Origin of the sequence: Acinetobacter sp. 22301, assembly GCF_052045285.1 — a bacterium.
Taxonomy (GTDB): Bacteria; Pseudomonadota; Gammaproteobacteria; order Pseudomonadales; family Moraxellaceae; genus Acinetobacter; species Acinetobacter pittii.
This window is the reverse complement of record NZ_JBQEOR010000001.1, coordinates 439,340-457,365: the sequence shown is the minus strand read 5'-3', so window position 1 is coordinate 457,365 and position 18,026 is coordinate 439,340. Positions and strand designations below refer to the sequence as shown.

At 36.4% G+C, this 18,026-nt stretch carries 13 protein-coding genes and 2 pseudogenes; 5 read left to right on the top strand and 10 right to left on the bottom strand.

Translation table 11 applies throughout. The features are described from left to right. Positions 1 to 329: 329 nt before the first annotated feature. Positions 330 to 1,940, top strand: coding sequence for a bifunctional 3-(3-hydroxy-phenyl)propionate/3-hydroxycinnamic acid hydroxylase (locus tag ACTJJH_RS02155; RefSeq protein ID WP_032035207.1), 1,611 nt, complete (start codon positions 330 to 332; stop codon positions 1,938 to 1,940). Between the two features lie 34 nt (positions 1,941 to 1,974). Here the strand turns inward: ACTJJH_RS02155 and ACTJJH_RS02150 are convergent, their stop codons facing one another. From ACTJJH_RS02150 to ACTJJH_RS02120, 7 genes and pseudogenes are all read right to left on the bottom strand, one after another. Next, the gene (locus ACTJJH_RS02150; RefSeq protein WP_440600640.1) at positions 1,975 to 2,871 is read right to left on the bottom strand and encodes a LysR substrate-binding domain-containing protein; all 897 of its coding nucleotides are present in this window, start codon (positions 2,869 to 2,871) and stop codon (positions 1,975 to 1,977) included. A 1-nt stretch (position 2,872) separates the two neighbouring features. Continuing rightward, positions 2,873 to 4,063, bottom strand: a complete 1,191-nt coding sequence (locus ACTJJH_RS02145) for an MFS transporter (RefSeq protein ID WP_032035212.1) — start codon at positions 4,061 to 4,063, stop codon at positions 2,873 to 2,875. A gap of 168 nt (positions 4,064 to 4,231) precedes the next feature. Continuing rightward, entirely contained in the window at positions 4,232 to 5,437 is a 1,206-nt protein-coding gene (gene mhpT / locus ACTJJH_RS02140; RefSeq protein WP_032035213.1) for a 3-(3-hydroxy-phenyl)propionate transporter MhpT, read from the bottom strand. A gap of 419 nt (positions 5,438 to 5,856) precedes the next feature. Continuing rightward, positions 5,857 to 6,744 (bottom strand): annotated as a pseudogene (locus ACTJJH_RS02135) (FAD-dependent oxidoreductase). Between the two features lie 10 nt (positions 6,745 to 6,754). Next, a complete protein-coding gene (locus ACTJJH_RS02130) occupies positions 6,755 to 7,711 on the bottom strand; it encodes a 3-carboxyethylcatechol 2,3-dioxygenase (protein ID WP_032035214.1) in 957 nt (318 codons plus the stop codon). A 61-nt stretch (positions 7,712 to 7,772) separates the two neighbouring features. Next, positions 7,773 to 8,015 (bottom strand): annotated as a pseudogene (locus ACTJJH_RS02125) (3-(cis-5,6-dihydroxycyclohexa-1,3-dien-1-yl)propanoate dehydrogenase); the annotation flags it as partial. Between the two features lie 11 nt (positions 8,016 to 8,026). Beyond that, on the bottom strand, positions 8,027 to 8,887 hold the full coding sequence (locus ACTJJH_RS02120; RefSeq protein ID WP_032035216.1) for an alpha/beta fold hydrolase: 861 nt from the start codon (positions 8,885 to 8,887) through the stop codon (positions 8,027 to 8,029). Between the two features lie 863 nt (positions 8,888 to 9,750). Between ACTJJH_RS02120 and ACTJJH_RS02115 the strand changes: the two genes are divergently transcribed. From ACTJJH_RS02115 to ACTJJH_RS02105, 3 genes are read left to right on the top strand one after another with little or no spacing between them, the layout of a single operon-like run. Continuing rightward, a complete protein-coding gene (locus ACTJJH_RS02115) occupies positions 9,751 to 11,385 on the top strand; it encodes an arylsulfatase (RefSeq protein ID WP_440600639.1) in 1,635 nt (544 codons plus the stop codon). Between the two features lie 17 nt (positions 11,386 to 11,402). Further along, on the top strand, positions 11,403 to 12,362 hold the full coding sequence (locus ACTJJH_RS02110) for a formylglycine-generating enzyme family protein (RefSeq protein WP_410560595.1): 960 nt from the start codon (positions 11,403 to 11,405) through the stop codon (positions 12,360 to 12,362). A 29-nt stretch (positions 12,363 to 12,391) separates the two neighbouring features. Beyond that, positions 12,392 to 13,585, top strand: a complete 1,194-nt coding sequence (locus ACTJJH_RS02105) for an OprD family outer membrane porin (protein ID WP_320123889.1) — start codon at positions 12,392 to 12,394, stop codon at positions 13,583 to 13,585. Positions 13,586 to 13,903: 318 nt separating this feature from the next. Here ACTJJH_RS02105 and dmpG read toward each other — a convergent pair whose 3' ends face one another. Genes dmpG through ACTJJH_RS02090 form a run of 3 tightly spaced genes read right to left on the bottom strand, consistent with a single transcriptional unit; the run spans position 13,904 to position 16,649 of the window. Then, complete coding sequence (gene dmpG, locus ACTJJH_RS02100; RefSeq protein ID WP_032035221.1) at positions 13,904 to 14,923, bottom strand: 4-hydroxy-2-oxovalerate aldolase; 1,020 nt, start codon at positions 14,921 to 14,923, stop codon at positions 13,904 to 13,906. A gap of 11 nt (positions 14,924 to 14,934) precedes the next feature. Beyond that, positions 14,935 to 15,840: an acetaldehyde dehydrogenase (acetylating) gene (locus tag ACTJJH_RS02095; RefSeq protein WP_440600638.1), complete on the bottom strand. Its 906-nt coding sequence runs from the start codon at positions 15,838 to 15,840 to the stop codon at positions 14,935 to 14,937. An 11-nt stretch (positions 15,841 to 15,851) separates the two neighbouring features. Next, positions 15,852 to 16,649 (bottom strand): 2-keto-4-pentenoate hydratase, encoded by a 798-nt coding sequence (locus ACTJJH_RS02090; RefSeq protein ID WP_440600637.1) that lies wholly within the window; start codon positions 16,647 to 16,649, stop codon positions 15,852 to 15,854. Positions 16,650 to 17,177: 528 nt separating this feature from the next. Here ACTJJH_RS02090 and ACTJJH_RS02085 point away from each other — a divergent pair. Next, positions 17,178 to 18,005: an alpha/beta hydrolase gene (locus tag ACTJJH_RS02085; protein WP_044103086.1), complete on the top strand. Its 828-nt coding sequence runs from the start codon at positions 17,178 to 17,180 to the stop codon at positions 18,003 to 18,005. The last annotated feature ends 21 nt before the right edge of the window (positions 18,006 to 18,026 follow it).

Below are 18,026 nucleotides of genomic sequence, written 5' to 3'. Positions count from 1 at the left end.
TCAATTAATGTAAAAGTAATTTTTTTCGGTTAATATCTATTCTAGTACTGAGTTTTTTACTTTCGTGAAAATAGCTAAGAAAATAATGGCGAATGAAAAGGTTGATTAAACGTCGTTCCAACTTCCATACAATTATATATAATTTAAAACAATGATTGGATTAAAAAAACCTATTACAAAATATTTAAAAATTCTTTAAATACAATACATTAAAATCAATAAGGCATACATTACCCTTCAAAAAATCGTCTTATTAAACTATTGATTAAATTTAGCTTTGTTTCAATTTTGATATTAATAAGAAAACTTGATAGTAAGGGATATTTACTGTGAATCAGACTCAACATCACACCACGGAAGTTGCAATTTTAGGTGCAGGCCCAGTTGGGTTAACAATTGCAAATTATTTAAGTAAACAAGGTATACAAGTTACTGTTATTGAACAACTAGACCAACTCATTGATTATCCAAGAGCGATTGGTATTGATGATGAATCATTACGCACGATTCAGTCAGTAGGTTTAATCAAACAAGTTTTACCGCACACTACCCCTAATCATGCTATGCGGTTTTTGACCCCTAAAGGTCGCTGTTTTGCGGATATTCAGCCTATGACTCGCGAATTTGGCTGGCCACGTCGTAATGCATTTATCCAGCCCCAAGTTGACCGTGTATTATTGGAAGGTTTAGCAGCCTATCCAACCACAGAGGTGCGTTTTTCACGTCAATTAAATAGCTTCTCTCAAGACAAAGACCATGTAACGTTAAATTTAACGACTAAAGATCAAAAGCAGGAAACTGTTCAAGCGCAGTATTTAATTGCTTGCGATGGTGGAAATTCATTTGTACGCCGTACACTTAACATTAATTTTGAGGGTGAAACTGCTCCAAACCAATGGATTGTTATTGACCTTGCCAACGATCCACTGGCGACCCCTCATGTATATTTATGTTGTGATCCAGTACGTCCTTATGTATCGGCAGCTTTACCACATGGTATTCGTCGTTTTGAGTTTATGGTAATGCCTGGAGAGACTCAGGAAGAATTGAGTAAACCCGAAAATATTAATCGTTTATTGAGTAAAGTTTTACCTCATACGGACAATATCGAAGTGATACGTCAACGTGTTTATACACACAATGCACGCATTGCAGACCGTTTTCGTGTAGACCGTATTTTATTAGCTGGAGATGCAGCACATATTATGCCTGTATGGCAAGGTCAAGGTTACAATAGTGGCATGCGTGATGCTTTTAATCTTGCTTGGAAAATGGCATTAGTCATTAAAAAAATTGCAAAGCCAGAGATTCTAGACAGTTACCAACTAGAAAGAAAAGACCACGCTCAGGCCATGATTAATTTATCTGTTTTGGCGGGACATGTTCTTGCTCCCCCAAAGAAATGGCAAGGTGTTGTTCGTGATAGTATTTCTTATGTATTAAATTACATACAACCTATAAAACGTTATTTGTTAGAAATGCGTTTTAAACCCATGCCGAAATATCATCAAGGCATATTGGCACCTTTTCCAGAAAAGAATACACCTGTCGGCAAGATGTTCATCCAGCCTCATGTTCAGCTTGAAAATAAAGACAAAGTTTTACTCGACGAAGTGATTGGTAATAACTTTGCCATTCTTGCTTGGGGAGTTAATCCTACTTGGGGGATCTCACCAAATAGTATGAAAAAATGGGCTAAATTAGGTATTAAATTTATTCAAGTCATACCTGCGGTTCAGTTAGACGCCCCGACTCGATGTTCTGACGAACATGTAATTACTATTGGTGATGTAGACACTGAAATTCGCTCTTGGTTTAGCCAAACAAATCAATCTATGGTGATTTTAAGACCTGACCGTTTTATTGCAGGGCTCGCTATTCCTCAAACTGTAAATAGTATAAGTGAAGAGTTGTTCCAAAAAATGCATTTGGTTAACTAAAATAATTAAGCCATTCTTTAGAATGGCTTTTTTTTTAAAAGCTAAAATTTAGATGAAACTGTTTTTTAAGTACATCTAAAATCAAATCTATAGCTTTGTTCACATGGTCCTTTCGATAGGAAACATATAATCCTATCATTGGTAAAGGTTCTACCGTCTTTTTCACTACAATTTTATCTCCTAACAATGGGGTGACATATTGAGGAACAAGACTCCAACCAATTTCCATTCCAACTAAATTAACATTCAGTAAAATGTTAGTTGAGTACTGTACAATATTAATATTAAGTTTGGTTTTTTTAAAAAAACCATCAATAATTCGATAAAGCTCAGGTGAAGCTTCCTCATTACACATCACAAAGTTATGATGCTCAAAGCTTTTTATGCTAATACGCTCTTGATGTGCATCTGGTGAGTTTTTGGGAATAATTAAAGTCAGCGGTTCTTGAAAAATTTGAAGAGAAACGATTTCATCTGTATTTGCCCCATAACGCGTAAAAGCAATATCTATTTCCCCCTTATTAAGTGCCTGTAGTTGAGCGTCATCTGTTAAGCTTTTAAAATCAATTTTAAGCTCTGGGAAATGCGCTCTAATATTCGGCATAATATAAGGGAAAACTTTCATTTCAGCTGCTGGAACAAAGCCAATATTTAATTGTTCTTGCTCAAATTTGGCAGTTTGTCTAACCAAGCTAACAGCTTTCTCGGTGTGTTCTAAAATAATAAGCGCTTCTTTAAAAAAAACTTCCCCTGCTTTGGTAAGCTCGACTTTTCGTTTGCTGCGTATAAAAAGCTGAACACCAACTTCATCTTCTAAGTCTTTAATCTGTTGACTGAGCGAAGGCTGTACCGTATGCATTCGTAATGCCGCTTTCGTAAAATTTAGCTCTTCAGCGACCGCAACAAAATAGCGTAAGTGACGTAATTCCATGTCATATCCCAATTTTTGTCTTTGTATCTCGATTACATAGCCAACGATATAAAAATAAAGTCATTATCGTTACCCATGCACATAACTGATAAGTTTTTTCATAGCCTATATGGGCAATAATAAATCCTACCATAAGCGAACCAATCGCCATCCCTAAATCAAATAAAGTAAAAAAGGTTGAAACCGCATACCCAATTCTGTTTTTCTCAACCGTTTGTATAGCCATCGTTTGAAAAACAGGAAAAAGTGAGCCATACCCAGCACCGATTAAAGCAGCAGCAAACCAATATTCCCACTGGGTTTGCATTTGGCTCACCAAGAACAATCCTACCGCAAAAAGAATAAACGAAGGATATAGGACTGAGTTAGCCCCTCTTTTATCGTATGAATGGCCAACCCAAGGACGCGCTATAATCATTGATATTGCGAAGATAATAAAAAATATACTTGTTGCAGCGAGTAAGTTTTTAGTTTCACTATAGATACTTATAAAACTCATGATACTTGAATAAGCCATTGCAACAAATAATGCAATCAAACCGATAGGAATTACTTTCCTTTCAATAATATCGTTTAAACTAATTTTTTGCTTTACTTGAACAAACTCCCTATCTTTTAACGACGAGACTGGTATAAGAAAGCAAAAAACTAAACCCATACATACAATTAAAGTGAGAAGAATAAATAGGTTATAAAAACTAGTGTAACGTAGAGTAACTAGTGCAATCATTGGCCCAAATACAACCGCTAAATTTGTAGACATGACGAAATATCCCATGCCTTCGCCTTTCCTCTGCTCTGGGATGAATTCATTCACAATAGGTACGGTTACCGTAGTTAAAATACTAAACCAGATTCCATGCACGAATCGGATCATCAGTAATAACCATAGTTGATTTACACATAAATAACCAAGGGCCAAAAATGCAAACAGTAATGCTGAACCTCGCAACACTGTTTTTTCGCCGAAACGTTCAATGATCAAACCAGCAAAAGGACGAATGGCAATCGATGAAATCAAAAATAAAGTTAATGCCAAACCTGCCTGACTAATTGAACCAGATAATTCTTTTAAAATATAAAGGGGTAATATGGTGAGCAAAGCATAGTAATAAATGAATAAAAAAAGGTTGTTTAATACACAGAGGATAAATGAACGATTCCAAAGCTTTTGCTGGGCAGCTGGGTACATTTCTCTTACTCAATTAAGGTTCTTTTTAAAACAAGAAATAACTTCATCTGACATTTACAATAAGTGATTTGTTCTAAGCTTGCAGTCAATAGATTTGAGGTTTCTTGAATACTTTCATAAATGAAAAAAGCTCCGAAAATATGAGCTTTTTTCATTGTTCTATTTGAGTTATTTAGTCTGATGTAATCGACGAATCACCAAAAGCATCAGTAATGCTGAAAGAACAATTCCTGGAATAGAAGCGGAAATAACGCCAGCAGCACCACTTCCCATTGCAAGTAACTGACCAGCAATTGCGGGACCCAACATCGCACCAATACGGCCAACTGCTGCTGCACTACCTACTCCAGTTGCCCGGATTTCTGTTGGATATACGATACTACCAAAAGCATATAAAACGCCTTGACCACCAATGGTAAATGTCCCTACTAAGGCTGCGGCTGCATACATTGCAGTTAAATTTCCAGCCCCATTTAAACTAAATAAACCAGCTAAAATACCTATATACATAAGTATAATCACATAGGCTTTATTCCAGCGATCAATCAAAATACCCAGTACAACTGTACCAATGGCAGCTCCCATTTGGAAAAATACTTGAGCTAAGCTACCCTGTTGACGAGAGAATCCCAACTCCATAAATAGAGACGGTAACCAACTCAACATGATGTAAACAACCATCAAGGTAAAAAAATAGCTTGCCCACAGTAATAAAGTCTGCAAAGCATAATTATTTTGAAAAAGATTTTTAAAAGAGCTTTGTATATGTGTAATCGATTTATCTTCAAATCTCGTTTGTAAAAACTCTCGAGATTCAGGTAAAAATTTGATCATAAGAGGAAGTACCAAAAGTGGAACAACTCCTCCTACATAGAAAATCGTTTGCCAGTGGCCGCTTACATCGTAGGCTGCTAGTAAAGATACTAAGATAGCTCCTATTGGCATACCACAATACATTAGGCCAACGGCACGACCACGATTTTCGTTAGAAACAGCTTCTGAAACAAGAGCAATCAAATTCGGCATCGCAGCTCCTAAACCTGCTCCAGCAAGAAAGCGTACTAATAGCAAAGTACAGAAAGTATTTACCCAGACCGTAAAAAGCGTAAAGACAGCAAAAATAGCCACAGCCCCGATCAAGACTATTTTACGACCAATACGATCGGCATAACGTCCACCCATTAACGCGCCTGGCAGTAAACCCAATATTCCTGCACTAAAAAAAATACCTAGTTGAGAGCTATTTAAACCAAAGGATTCTCGAATACCGACAGCCGCAATGCCAGCTGCCTGTATATCAATTCCCTCAATCACAGCGATTAGAAAACAAATGGCGATCGTAATAATAGAGTGCTTATTTCCTGCACGGTTCATAGAAAAATCCTTTTCTATCAGTTTGAGAATCACAGCACATCATTTATTAATCACTCTGATTTCGACATTAGTCTTAAGTTTTATATAGTCGTAAAAACAAAAATGAGAACTTTTTTATTTTCTTTAATATATTTTATTCTTAGATAAAACACTCATAATTAAAATTATAAATTACCTTAAATATCAAATATTTAAAAACAAATTAGTAAGCTTATAAAATTTATATATCTAAAAAAGATATTAATCATGCTGAAAAAAAACTGCTTTCTCAATAGTTAAAAGTTATCATACAGTTCAAATTAAATATTAATGGTTCCGATTTCTAAGAGATATCTATAATCACGAGTAAAAAAACCGTCATATAATCATGACGGTTTTTCTTTTCAATATTAAATAGGCCTTTAGTATAACGACCTTATTTAAATTAATTTTCGCAATTCAATTGAGACATCTAGCAATTTTTCTTTATCAAAAGCGATAGAACTAGAAACTATTTTTTCAAATACCGAACATCTCGCACCTGATTAAATGCAATACCAGCAACAACAATGTCTTGATCTAATCCAAATAAAGTAAATCCCACTTTTTGATTTTCTTGCTGATTCATATTGCCTCGTATATGCCATTCTTTTTGCAGACATGCCGCCAACGAATTGACATTTAATATCATAATTGATCTGTCCAAAACCATAATGGATTAGCTTCAATAATTTTCACATTGAGTTGGACATCAACACCTTGGCTAAGGTGTTGATCCAGTAAAAATTCACTAATAATTGGGCTTTGTTCTAGCACAGTTACATGACAGTCTTTAAAAACGAGCACTAGACGCTAACTCTAGTCCAATCACTCCACCGCCCACCAAGACAATCCACTTCTTTGGCTGAAAACCAGAATTAAAGCCTGTGTGTCTTCTAAATTCCGTAGGATATAACCTTTTTGCCCAACCCATCCAAAATTGGAAGACGGCGAGGTGCACCACCTGTTGCCAGCAATAACTTGTCATAATAGACATGTTCACCATTTTCCAAAATCACTTGATATTGTTCAGGTACAATCTTTACAAAGGCATTATCTTTAATGAACTCAACACCTAGGTCTTCTAGTTTCTGTTGAGACAGAATCTCAATTTTAGTCTGTTCAGGTCTTAGAATCATATCTTGAGACAAAGGCGGACACTCATAAGGTAAATGAGGTTCATCACCTATCAAAATAATTCGACCTTCATATTTGTTAGCCCGTAATTCTAAAATAGTAGTTGCACCAGCTTGTCCGGCACCAATGATGACAATAGTTTGAATATTCATTGCTTATCCTTTATTTCAACTCGGCAGACACTATGCCAAAGCCTGCAATCCATTCACTAATTGGTTCATAGCAATGTAAGGTCATTTCATAATCACCCACTGTCTGCAGTGCAGCAAAAGCAGCCATCCAAGTTCGGACTTCTTGTCCCCCACGTCCACCTTCATGTCGAATTTCGTCTTCGGTCATCGCTTCAAGCGCAGCAAAGTTTGCATTTTTGAATTTTTCCAATAACTGCTCATCCCATTCTGGATTGAGTGGTATAGACACACTCTTGTCACCTGCTGCCAAACGCTGTCCAACTGAAATGATTTTGGCCTGACGTGCATTTCGAGCTTCACTCGTAGGGTTACGTCCAGCAATGAGAAATTCTTCAACCTCTGGTGGGACTGAGCCCATTTGAGGGGTTGGAGGATCATGTGAAAGACCGCCTGTACCTAAAATTAATATACGTTCGTTATCCAGATTGATTGACTTAATAAAGGCACCAATTGCACGACCTAAAGCAATAGTCCGTTTTGTGGTCGGCATTGGTGCGGCAGCACCATTAATAAAAATTGGGATAGTTGGATAACGATTAAGTTGCCCGTTACATAAAAAATGTAGCGGCTGTGTTACCCCATGATCGGCTTGCATACGATATGAATATGCAACATCTATACCTTCATCAAGTACTTTTCGAATTAAGTTTAATGCTGTGCTTTCAGGCACATTAAGCTCACCAGGACCATAATTCCAATCACCTGCTGCTGTTGCGCGGACACCCACACAGAAACTCGGCATCAGATCATAAAAGAAGCCGTTAAAATGATCTGGTCCAAAGGCAATTATTAAAGTTGGGTCGTATACTTTGACCTCTGCTGCGAGCTTTTCAAATGTCTTGCGTACCGTTTGTTCTTGCTGTTGTTCTGCCGGAGACGCAAATTCCATTAGCGGGCTATGAGAAGCACAAATAAGTTTAACAGTCATGATTAGCTCCGAAATAAGACAGTTTTAGCTGTCTTATTAGTCCATTAATATCGGATTAAAATTAAGTATCAAAAAAGCCAGCATTCGCTTGGCGTAAGCCACGAATACCCAAACCACAGTTAGCATTAATAAAAACACCAGATAATGGTCGGTTGTTTTGACGTGATGCGAGCACTACATAAGAACCAGTCATGTCTTCTGGTTCTGGTAAAAACTTCAGTGGCATGCCTTGCCCAATTTTTTCTGGGTCACATGCATCAAGGAGCCCTAGATTTTCTTGCCCAAGGGATGCAGCAACTTCTATCTTTTATTTAATTATTTAACATCATGCACTGCTAAATATTGCTTAATGATCCGGTTAAACTCATCAGCTTTTTCAACTTGCGACCAATGTCCACATTGACTAAAAATATGAGCGTCAGCATTCGGTACAATATTCAAAATATCCCAAGTACGTGATACAGGAATAACTACATCTTGCACACCATGAATAAGTAACACAGGAATCTGAATATTTCTCATTTTATTGAAATCGAGAGGAAACTCGAATCGATCACGGTCTCGAGCACCGACCACTTCCATTAATCGATCTGATGCATAGTCATTTTTAGCAGCCTCGAAGCGAACTTTAACCAATTCATCAGTAACTAAAGACTTATCCACTACAAACATTTCTAAAGTTTTACGGATACCAGTTTCAGTTAATTCAGGATTGGCATGTGCTTTCAGTGCCGCTGTTTGCTTAGCACCACCTGTTCCCATTGATACAATGCCAAGTACACGCTCTGGATAATCTAAAACAAACTGAAATGCTAACCAACCACCTAAAGAATTCCCCACTAACCAGGTTTTTTTAATACCTAGAGCATCTAATACTCGAACCGCATGATCTACCCATGCACGAATACCATAAGCCGCTCCTTCTGCAACAACAGTTTGCCCATAACCAATCGAATCAATTGCGATACAACGTCCTTGCTCAGCAATTTGTGGTAAATTTAACCACCAGTTTGCTGCTGCTGACACTCCCGTACCAGAACCATGTAAAAATAAAATTGGAGTACCTTCTCCAAGTTCATGATAATGAGTGAGTTCACCCGTTGCTGTTTCAATCCATTTATCTTCCAAACCAAAAAATGGATCTGTTTTATATTCGGGGATTTGTACTGTTCCCATGTCATTCCTCTTACCGTCAGTACAGCCTAGCTTAAGATTAAGCCGATTTAATAGGCCAAATTTTAAATGTTTCACTCATCCATATTACCTGTTCAGCAAGCCCTAAATTATACTTGTTTATGATGAGGTGATATAAAATAAATATTAATAAGCAAGTGTTATTTAAAATAATTTTTAAAACTTATAGTTATAGGTTGTTCCAATACGATTCTCTCGTAAACCACTCTTTTGGTCAGCAATATTGTCAAAGTTGACATCGATATACATCTAAAGAGATCCCAAGCGTTTTAAATTCTCTTTTAGCACCACGTAATTCAAAATAAAGTTAAACTCATACTCTTTCCCCTTTTTTATTAATACGCTTGATTCATAGACCGAATCGATTTCCCAGCTATGCTAATACTTGCAGTAGTTTTGAGCCCCCTTAACTCCACTCTATTTTGATGAAAAATTAGAACAGAGTAGTAAGATTTTTCTTATTTTTATCAATTATCTCAAAACTCTTTATAAATTTATGACTGGCGTTAAAAAAATAATAAGGCATTAAAAACATCTCTTTCAGAAATTAAAAATATTCATCTTTTTGTTCCATATTAATCCTACAAAATTTAAGTTTTTTAAACATAATTTGTGAATGAAATATCTCAATATTTATTATCAAAATTTCATTCATTTACTCTCATAAAAATAATATTTAAATAGTATCTATTCATATAAAAAAACTATTATTTAGGGGGTATTTACGCTTCTACAATTCATTATCTATTTGATTTTTATTAAAATATATTTTTGTCTAATATGTGTAATATTTAAACCTTTTAAAATGCTGTGTATGTTGTAAAACATAATCAAGGATGAATAAAGTGAAATTCAACAAAATAGCTCTAATGACCTCATTATTAATTTCTACTCAATTATTTGCACAAAAGCCAAATGTAGTCATCATCTTGGCGGATGATTTAGGATATTCGGATCTAAGTTCATTTGGTAGTGAAATCAAAACTCCCCATATTGACAGTCTTGCTCATCAAGGAACTCGCTTTACCAATTATCACACCCCTGGTACATGTTCTCCCACGCGTTCCGAGTTGATGTCGGGTACAGATCACCATCTAGCGGGGTTGGGGGCAATGGCAGAAACTATGCGTGCAGATGCAGCAAAATTTGATTTAACGCCTCGCCCCCAGTTTTTAGGTAAACCAGGTTATGAAGGTTATTTAAATACTCGCTCAATGACTTTGCCTCAAGTATTAAAAGATAATGGTTATAGAACATTGATGGCAGGTAAATGGCATCTTGGTTATACACCCGAAACCAATCCAGCGAACAAGGGCTTTGATTTATCTTATGCCTTATTAAATGGTGCAGACTCACATTTCAAAACACTTCCTAACGGTATACAGCGTAAAACCATTTACACTGAGAATGGTCAGAAGGTCGAATTACCAGATGATTTTTATTCCACAGATTTCTTTACTCAAAAAGTAATTGAATATATTGGTAATAGTAAAAAAACAACCCAGCCGTTCTTTGCTTATGTTGCTCTAACAGCTCCACATTGGCCGCTTCAAGTACCACCCAAATATTTGAATATTTATAAGGGCCACTATGACCAAGGTTACGATGCAATTAAACAAAAGCGTTTAGAGAAAATGCTAAAGTTAAAGCTGATTAATTCTATAAAAACAGCAAATGTAGTTAGTAAAGAACTTGCTCCAATGAATTTAGGTACTTGGAACAATTTAACAGTTGAACAGAAAAAAATTGAAGCGCGTAAGATGGAAATTTATGCGGCACAAATTAAGAATATGGATGACAATGTTGGAAAACTGATTAAACATCTAAAAAAGATTAAGCAATACGATAATACTCTGTTTATTTTTATGTCAGATAATGGCGCGGAAGGATTTTATCGTCCACTTCCAGGGTACGACAATAGTTATAATAATTTAGGTAAAACCAAATCTTATGAACTTATTGGTCCACGTTGGACTGAAGTTAGCAGTGCACCATTTTCACTCTGGAAAGGAACTGCAGCTGAAGGCGGCGTCAGCGCACCTGCGATTGTTAAACTTCCTAATAGCACTACATCTAAAATTAGTAATACCTTTGTTAATGTTAAAGATGTTTTCCCAACTATTCTTGAAATTACTCAGTCTTCATTAAAACCAGATTATTTGAATCCTAACAAGTTCAATCAGCTTTCAGGTAAATCATGGGTTAGTTATCTAAAGGGTAAAACTAATTCCGTATATGGTGAAAACTTTATCTATGCAGATGAATTGCATGGCGATGCCTATATACGTAACAAGAAATGGAAACTCACACGCACCATTACCAAAAACCTGAATGGTCCGGACTGGAAGTTATATGATCTAGAAAATGATCGTACAGAAACCATTGACCTAAGTAAAAAATATCCTGAAATTGTAAAACAGCTCCAGCAGGAATATGTGAAATATACTCAACGTGTAGGTGTACAAGATTTCACGGAGTAATCCCTATGTCAAATTTGATGAAAGGAAGTTATCTGGTATTTCTCGTGTTCTGTCTTCAAGGATGCAACTCTTCAAAATCTGAGCAATCTACAGAAATTGTCAGTCTTGGAAATGTCAGTAAATGTAAACAATATTCAGGGTTGCCTCCACTTTGGGGAAAATCTAAAACGTCCGGCATGGTTAAAATTCCAGCAGGGGAAATTATTTTTGGCTCAAACGCAGGGTATGAAGATGAACGACCTTTCTATCAAAACAAACTCAAAGTAAACGCTTTCTGGGCTGATCAAACAGAAGTTACTGTTGCTCAATTTAAAAGTTTTGTAGATGCAACTGGCTATATTACTGATGCTGAAAAACAAGGTGGCGCAGCTGTTTTCATCCAGCCTGAAACAGATAATGTTGCTATGATGTCTTGGTGGAAATTTTTGAAAAATGTTTCATGGAAAAACATTGATGAGAAATTTCCTGCTCTGAATGAGCCAGTTCGTTATGTGACTTATAATGATGCATTGGCATATGCGATGTGGCTTGGTCGTGATCTGCCTACCGAATTAGAAAATGAATACCTATCCAAAGGGTTCAGTGATAAAGAAGATATCGGTCCAAAATCGCATGGAAAAATTACCGCAAATTATTGGCAAGGTGAATTTCCTTATTCTAATTCTAATCAAGATGGATTTAAAGATATAGCACCTGTCGGCTGTTTTGATGCCAATCCTTTTGGTCTACATGACATGATTGGAAATGTATGGGAATGGACAAGTTCTGTTTACAAAGGTCCTCATTCCGATATGCATATGGGCAATCCACAAATGACCCGTCATCATTCAGAACAGATCATGACAATGACCATAAAAGGTGGTTCCTATTTATGCGCAGATAATTACTGCGCGCGTTACAGGGCGGCTGCCCGACATCCACAAGAATTTGATCTTGCCACTTCTCATGTTGGATTCAGAACCATACTACGAAAATAAAAATTTAAATTTACAAGGATTGATTTTTAATGAAAAAAATTATTTTTTCAGGCTTACTCTTGTGTCTTGGAAATGCACATGCGGTAGAAGAACTGAAGATAAGTAATACAGTTACTCTAAAAAATTTGTATGCGGAGCGTGATTACAGTCAGAGTAATGCAGACCTAGGTAGTTGGACACAAGGGCTGATTTATCGAGGGAAATTTAGCTATAAACTGAGTGAAAATTGGAATGTCGCGTTAAATCCTACTCTTCAATATGCTTACCGACTTAGTAAGGATAAAGGCCTTGCAGATACTATTTTGCCTTTTGATCCAATCGCTCAAGAACAAAAACAACATCAGCACAAAAAAGGTCTTAATTTTGAGGCTTCGTTTCAAAATCATACTTTAAGTTATGGTGAACAATGGATTAACAACCCAATGCTGGTGATAGACCCATCTCGACAATTACTCCCATCATTTCATGGTGTGGTTTATACAGGGAAATTTAAAAATACAACTATTTCAGCAGGTTTAATTGATAAATATTCACGTCGTAGTACTGAACATTTCAAAAAAATTAGTGTAAAAAGTATTGAATCGGATGGATTAACTTATTTAGATATTCAACATGCAATATCTCCTAATTTGAAATTACGCGCATTCAATGGTTATCTAGAAGACCTTTATAACCAAAGTATGCTGGGGTTGGATTATAAATGGCAATTTTTTGACACAAAAATTCAAACCAACCTACGTTATTTTAATAACAGAGACATTGGGCACGCAAAACTAGGTTCAGTAGACAGTAACAACTTTGGCATTATCAACTATGCAGAAGTGCTGCCAAAATTAAAAGTAGGTATTGGCTATCAAAAAATATTTGGCGACAATGATTATCCTATAATTGATGGTCCTATTCCTGTACTTGATTTTATTAACTGGACTCAAGGTTCGTTCATTAAAAAAGATGAACAATCATATCATCTAACTTTGAGTTATGAGCTTGATGCTTTTATACCTGGTTTAAAATTAGATACCAAATATATTCATGGTGATAATTTTAAGACTCTAGGCAAAGAAAACAATGAAACAGAATTTAACTATCGTTTTGCTTATACTATTAACGATGGCCCGCTCCAAGGTTTAAGCTTTTCATGGCTCAATATTGATTATAAATCTAAATATGGTCAGGATTATAACGAGAATCGTATCTATACCATGTATACTTTTAATTTTTAGACTTCAAGATAAAAAACAGCTGAAAATTCAGCTGTTTTACACGCTAGATTAGGAAAAATATTAAAGATAAATCTGAGCTAATACCAATAAAGCAATTATAAAAATAATTCATTTAAACACCTTATCTACCACAATAAATGAGCTTTATTCTTGCCTCTGCAGCAACATAAAATTTGAATTGTTTCGTTTCAAACTTTTTTAGAAAATTAATAATGTAATCATATTCATATAAAACATATCTAATGATTAAGTTATTTTAATAACCAAATAAAAGTATAAAAAAGCACTCCTTAGGAGTGCTTTAGGATCAAAATAAAATTACGCACTAAGTTCTTTAGATTTGGACATAGTCAAGGCAAGATCTTCAATCATATCCTCCTGTCCCCCAACCGTACCACGACGACCTAGCTCTAATAAAATTTCACGTGCAGAGACGCCATATTTAGCTTCGGCACGTTTTGCAAACAACAAGAAAGATGAATATACACCTGCATAACCTAACGTTGCTGCATCACGATCGGCACGAATTGGGTTTAGCATCATTGGAATTACAAGATCTTCTGCAATATCCTGTACTTTAAACAAGTCTACACCTGTTTCTATTTGCATACGATTTGCAACTGCAATAAATAACTCAAGTGGCGTATTGCCCGCTCCAGCTCCTAGACCAGCTGCCGCCAAGTCGACCCGAATTGCACCAGCTTCAACCGCAGCAACGGTATTGGCAACACCCATACCCAAATTATGGTGACCATGGAAACCTAATTCAATACTGCTATCAAGCTCCTGACGAAGTAACCCAATCCGATCGGTTACATCCTGTGGCAACATGTACCCAGCAGAGTCAGTGACATAAATACAGTTAGCACCGTAAGACACCATTTTTTTTGCTTCTTCTAGCAAATGTTGTGGCGATGCCATATGTGCCAACATTAGAAAGCCTACTGTGTCCATTCCCAATTTACGGGCAGCAGTAATATGCTGCTCAGACACATCAGCTTCTGTACAGTGTGTTGCAACACGAATGGTTGAAACACCAATCTCATGTGCCATTTTCAAATGATCAACTGTTCCAATACCAGGTAATAAAAGTGCAGATACCTTGGCATTTTTCATGCGTGGCACAACAGCAGATAAATACTCTTCATCTGTTGCAGCGGCGAAACCATAGTTAACGGAACTCCCTCCCAAACCATCACCATGAGTGACTTCAATCAAGGGGACACCTGCTTCGTCTAACGCTGTTGAAATGGCAATCATTTGGTCAACTGTAGTTTGATGGCGTTGAGGATGCATACCATCACGTAAAGTCATATCATGCACAATAATCTTAGACATACGATTTCTCCTTAAACAGCTTCTACTTTTTGATTAGATAAAACGCGTTCTGCAAACATTTCTGCAGTACGTGCGGCTGCGGCTGTCATAATGTCAAGGTTACCGGCATATTTTGGCAAATAATCTCCTAGGCCTTCTACCTCAAGAAATATCGAAACACGATTACCATCAAATACAGGGCCATTTACTAACTTGTAGCCCGGAACATATTTTTGGACTTCTTTGATCATGGCATTTACTGATTCAGTAATTGCCACCTGATCAGGTTCACCCTCGACTAAACAATGTACGGTGTCGCGCATCATTAGTGGTGGTTCAGCCGGGTTAATAATAATGATGGCTTTACCTTGTTTGGCACCGCCAACTTTTTCAATTGCTCCAGCAGTTGTACGGGTAAATTCATCAATATTTTTACGCGTACCTGGGCCAACCGATTTAGTCGAAACCGTTGCAATGATTTCAGCATAGCTGACCGTTTGTACCCGTGAAATTGCCGCGACCATTGGAATAGTTGCTTGCCCACCACAGGTCACCATATTTACATTGGGTACTTCACCTGCATCTAATAAAGCTTCCAAATTCACTGGCGGCACACAAAATGGACCAATTGCCGCAGGAGTCAAATCAATCATTAACACCCCAAGCTCATTGAGCTTGCGACTGTTCTCTGCATGTACATATGCTGAAGTTGCATCAAAAGCAATTTTGATATCATCTTCAAGTACGTGAGGTAATAAACCATCAACGCCTTCAGCCGTGGTTTTTAAACCCATTGTTGCAGCACGAGCTAAGCCTTCAGAAGTAGGATCAATTCCAACCATCCATACTGGCTCCAAAACTTCACTACGCTGCAATTTATACAACAAATCTGTTCCAATATTTCCTGGACCAATTAAGGCACATTTTATCTTTTTCATTTCCTTATCCTTTATTCAGCAGCAAAGCATACAACAACTGAATTGAAGCCTTCAATTTCAACTTTAAACTCATCCCCAGGATGAGCCACCACCATTGGACCCAATGCCCCGGTCAGGACAATATCTCCTGCTTGTAATGGACGTCCGCGTCGTACCATTTCATCCGCTAACCAAATTGCTGCATTCAATGGATTAGCTAGACAAGCTTTACCAACACCTTGCGAAACGACCTCATCACCACGAGTCATAATCATTTTGCAATTCACTAAATCAAGTTGATTAAGTTTTACTGGACGTGAGCCCAATACAAAAGCTGCACTTGATGCATTATCAGCAACTGTGTCAATCAATGAGATTTTCCAATCCTCAATACGACTATCGACTATTTCAATAGCCGGTAATGCATAGTCAGTTGCACTAATAATGTCTGCATATGTATGTCGGGCTTGCGTTAAATCTTTTTTGAGAACAAGTGCAATTTCAGCTTCAACTTTTGGCTGGATCAACTTACCCGCTGGAATGGCTTCACCATCACCGTATGCCATATCAGCAAATAACATCCCAAAGTCAGGTTGATCTACACCGAGTTGGGCTTGTACCACTTTAGAAGTTAGACCAATTTTTCGACCTACTAAACGGCGCCCTTCCGAGAGTGCACGTACAGTATTGATTTCCTGTACTGCATAAGCGATATCCACATTTGCCTGTTCACCACCGAGCTCAACACGAATAGGAATAATCGCAGTTTGCGATAGTTCAGCTTGTCTTAAGGCTAAAGCAACTGAATCAACAACAGCAGAATTCGACATCAATATTTCCTTAAACTGCAAAATTGAACGTATACTGCGTTACTGAAGGTATAAAAACGGAATACGAAGTTCAGGCAAAGTTAGACACAACAAATCCCTTGTATTTTCCGAGACAACTACCTACTGGAACGTGTACATAAAACAGTTTAAGAATGGAAAAATCCCCATCTAAATACCAATACTTATTTTGTTTCATATAATAGTTTTTATTTATAATCGGAACAGAATGCCTTTAAATTTTTGTATTAGGTCTACGAGATTTATGTTGATTTACAACCTTTAGCTCTAAAAGCTCTTTTATTTTTTATAATTTTCAATCAGAGAATCCCCCAAAACTTATCCATCTAATATAATTCTATCTAACTTCGATAAACTATATAAAATTACACAATTATCCATTTAGCTAACTTCTAACGAAGTACATTTTAAAATTCCTTAAAAGGTGTATATGAAATATTAAAGAAGTGCATTTCTAATATTTAATGACGTTTTATGATGGAATTCCTGTAATTATATTAAGCAATAGTTATGAACATAAATGAATATGAATATGTCGATGGGCAAAGACATAATAGTTTTGCTGATCTGTTTGTTTATTATGAAAAATTAAATCAAGAAATACTTCAAGAAAAGGAATGGGCACTAGATCAATCATATGGTTTTCACGAACGTGAATTATTTGATATTTGCTATGCAGAAAGTCAAGCTAAGGCAATTATTATTTATTTACATGCGGGTTACTGGCAGTCAAGAGATAAAAGCCAGTTTCGCTTTATTGCCCAAGATCTCAGTTCTCAAGGGTACCATTTTGTTTTCGTCAATTATCCTCTTTGTCCTATTGCAAAAATTGGAGAGATTATCCAATCTACAAAATATGCTCTTCATTCTATAAAAAATTATTTTAAATATAAAGAAATCGATCTCCCTATCATTTTGTGTGGTCATTCAGCAGGTGCCCACCTAGTAACTGAACTAGCTATTCAAAATATTAAATCAGTACACTCAAAACTTTTTCATGGCGTCATAGCAATTAGTGGTATTTATGATCTAGCTCCTCTAAAAGATACTAGCTTAAACCAGGCATTGCAATTAACGGAAAGTGAAATTCAATATTATTCACCAGTTTATAAAAATAGCTTATTGATAGATTTACCATTTACTTTTCTAGTAGGCCAAAAAGAAACTAACGCTTTCATTCAACAAAATCAGAATATGGCTAAACTTTTAGCTGCTTCAGAAATAGTTAAGCAAGAAGAACTATTAGAGCATGATCACTTCAGTCTATTACAAGAGTTCTTTAAAAAAGGACGTATCTTTCAACATATTGAAATGATGTATGATCTTATTTCAATATGAATAAAATAGAATAAATAAATT

Coding starts and splice junctions, on each gene's coding strand:
- ACTJJH_RS02085 (WP_044103086.1), top strand. CDS start 17,178: ATGAACATAAATGAATATGAATATGTCGATGGGCAAAGACATAATAGT.
- ACTJJH_RS02145 (WP_032035212.1), bottom strand. CDS start 4,063: ATGTACCCAGCTGCCCAGCAAAAGCTTTGGAATCGTTCATTTATCCTC.
- ACTJJH_RS02105 (WP_320123889.1), top strand. CDS start 12,392: ATGAAAAAAATTATTTTTTCAGGCTTACTCTTGTGTCTTGGAAATGCA.
- ACTJJH_RS02130 (WP_032035214.1), bottom strand. CDS start 7,711: ATGACTGTTAAACTTATTTGTGCTTCTCATAGCCCGCTAATGGAATTT.
- ACTJJH_RS02090 (WP_440600637.1), bottom strand. CDS start 16,649: ATGTCGAATTCTGCTGTTGTTGATTCAGTTGCTTTAGCCTTAAGACAA.
- ACTJJH_RS02120 (WP_032035216.1), bottom strand. CDS start 8,887: ATGGGAACAGTACAAATCCCCGAATATAAAACAGATCCATTTTTTGGT.
- ACTJJH_RS02150 (WP_440600640.1), bottom strand. CDS start 2,871: ATGGAATTACGTCACTTACGCTATTTTGTTGCGGTCGCTGAAGAGCTA.
- dmpG (WP_032035221.1), bottom strand. CDS start 14,923: ATGTCTAAGATTATTGTGCATGATATGACTTTACGTGATGGTATGCAT.
- ACTJJH_RS02095 (WP_440600638.1), bottom strand. CDS start 15,840: ATGAAAAAGATAAAATGTGCCTTAATTGGTCCAGGAAATATTGGAACA.
- ACTJJH_RS02110 (WP_410560595.1), top strand. CDS start 11,403: ATGAAAGGAAGTTATCTGGTATTTCTCGTGTTCTGTCTTCAAGGATGC.
- mhpT (WP_032035213.1), bottom strand. CDS start 5,437: ATGAACCGTGCAGGAAATAAGCACTCTATTATTACGATCGCCATTTGT.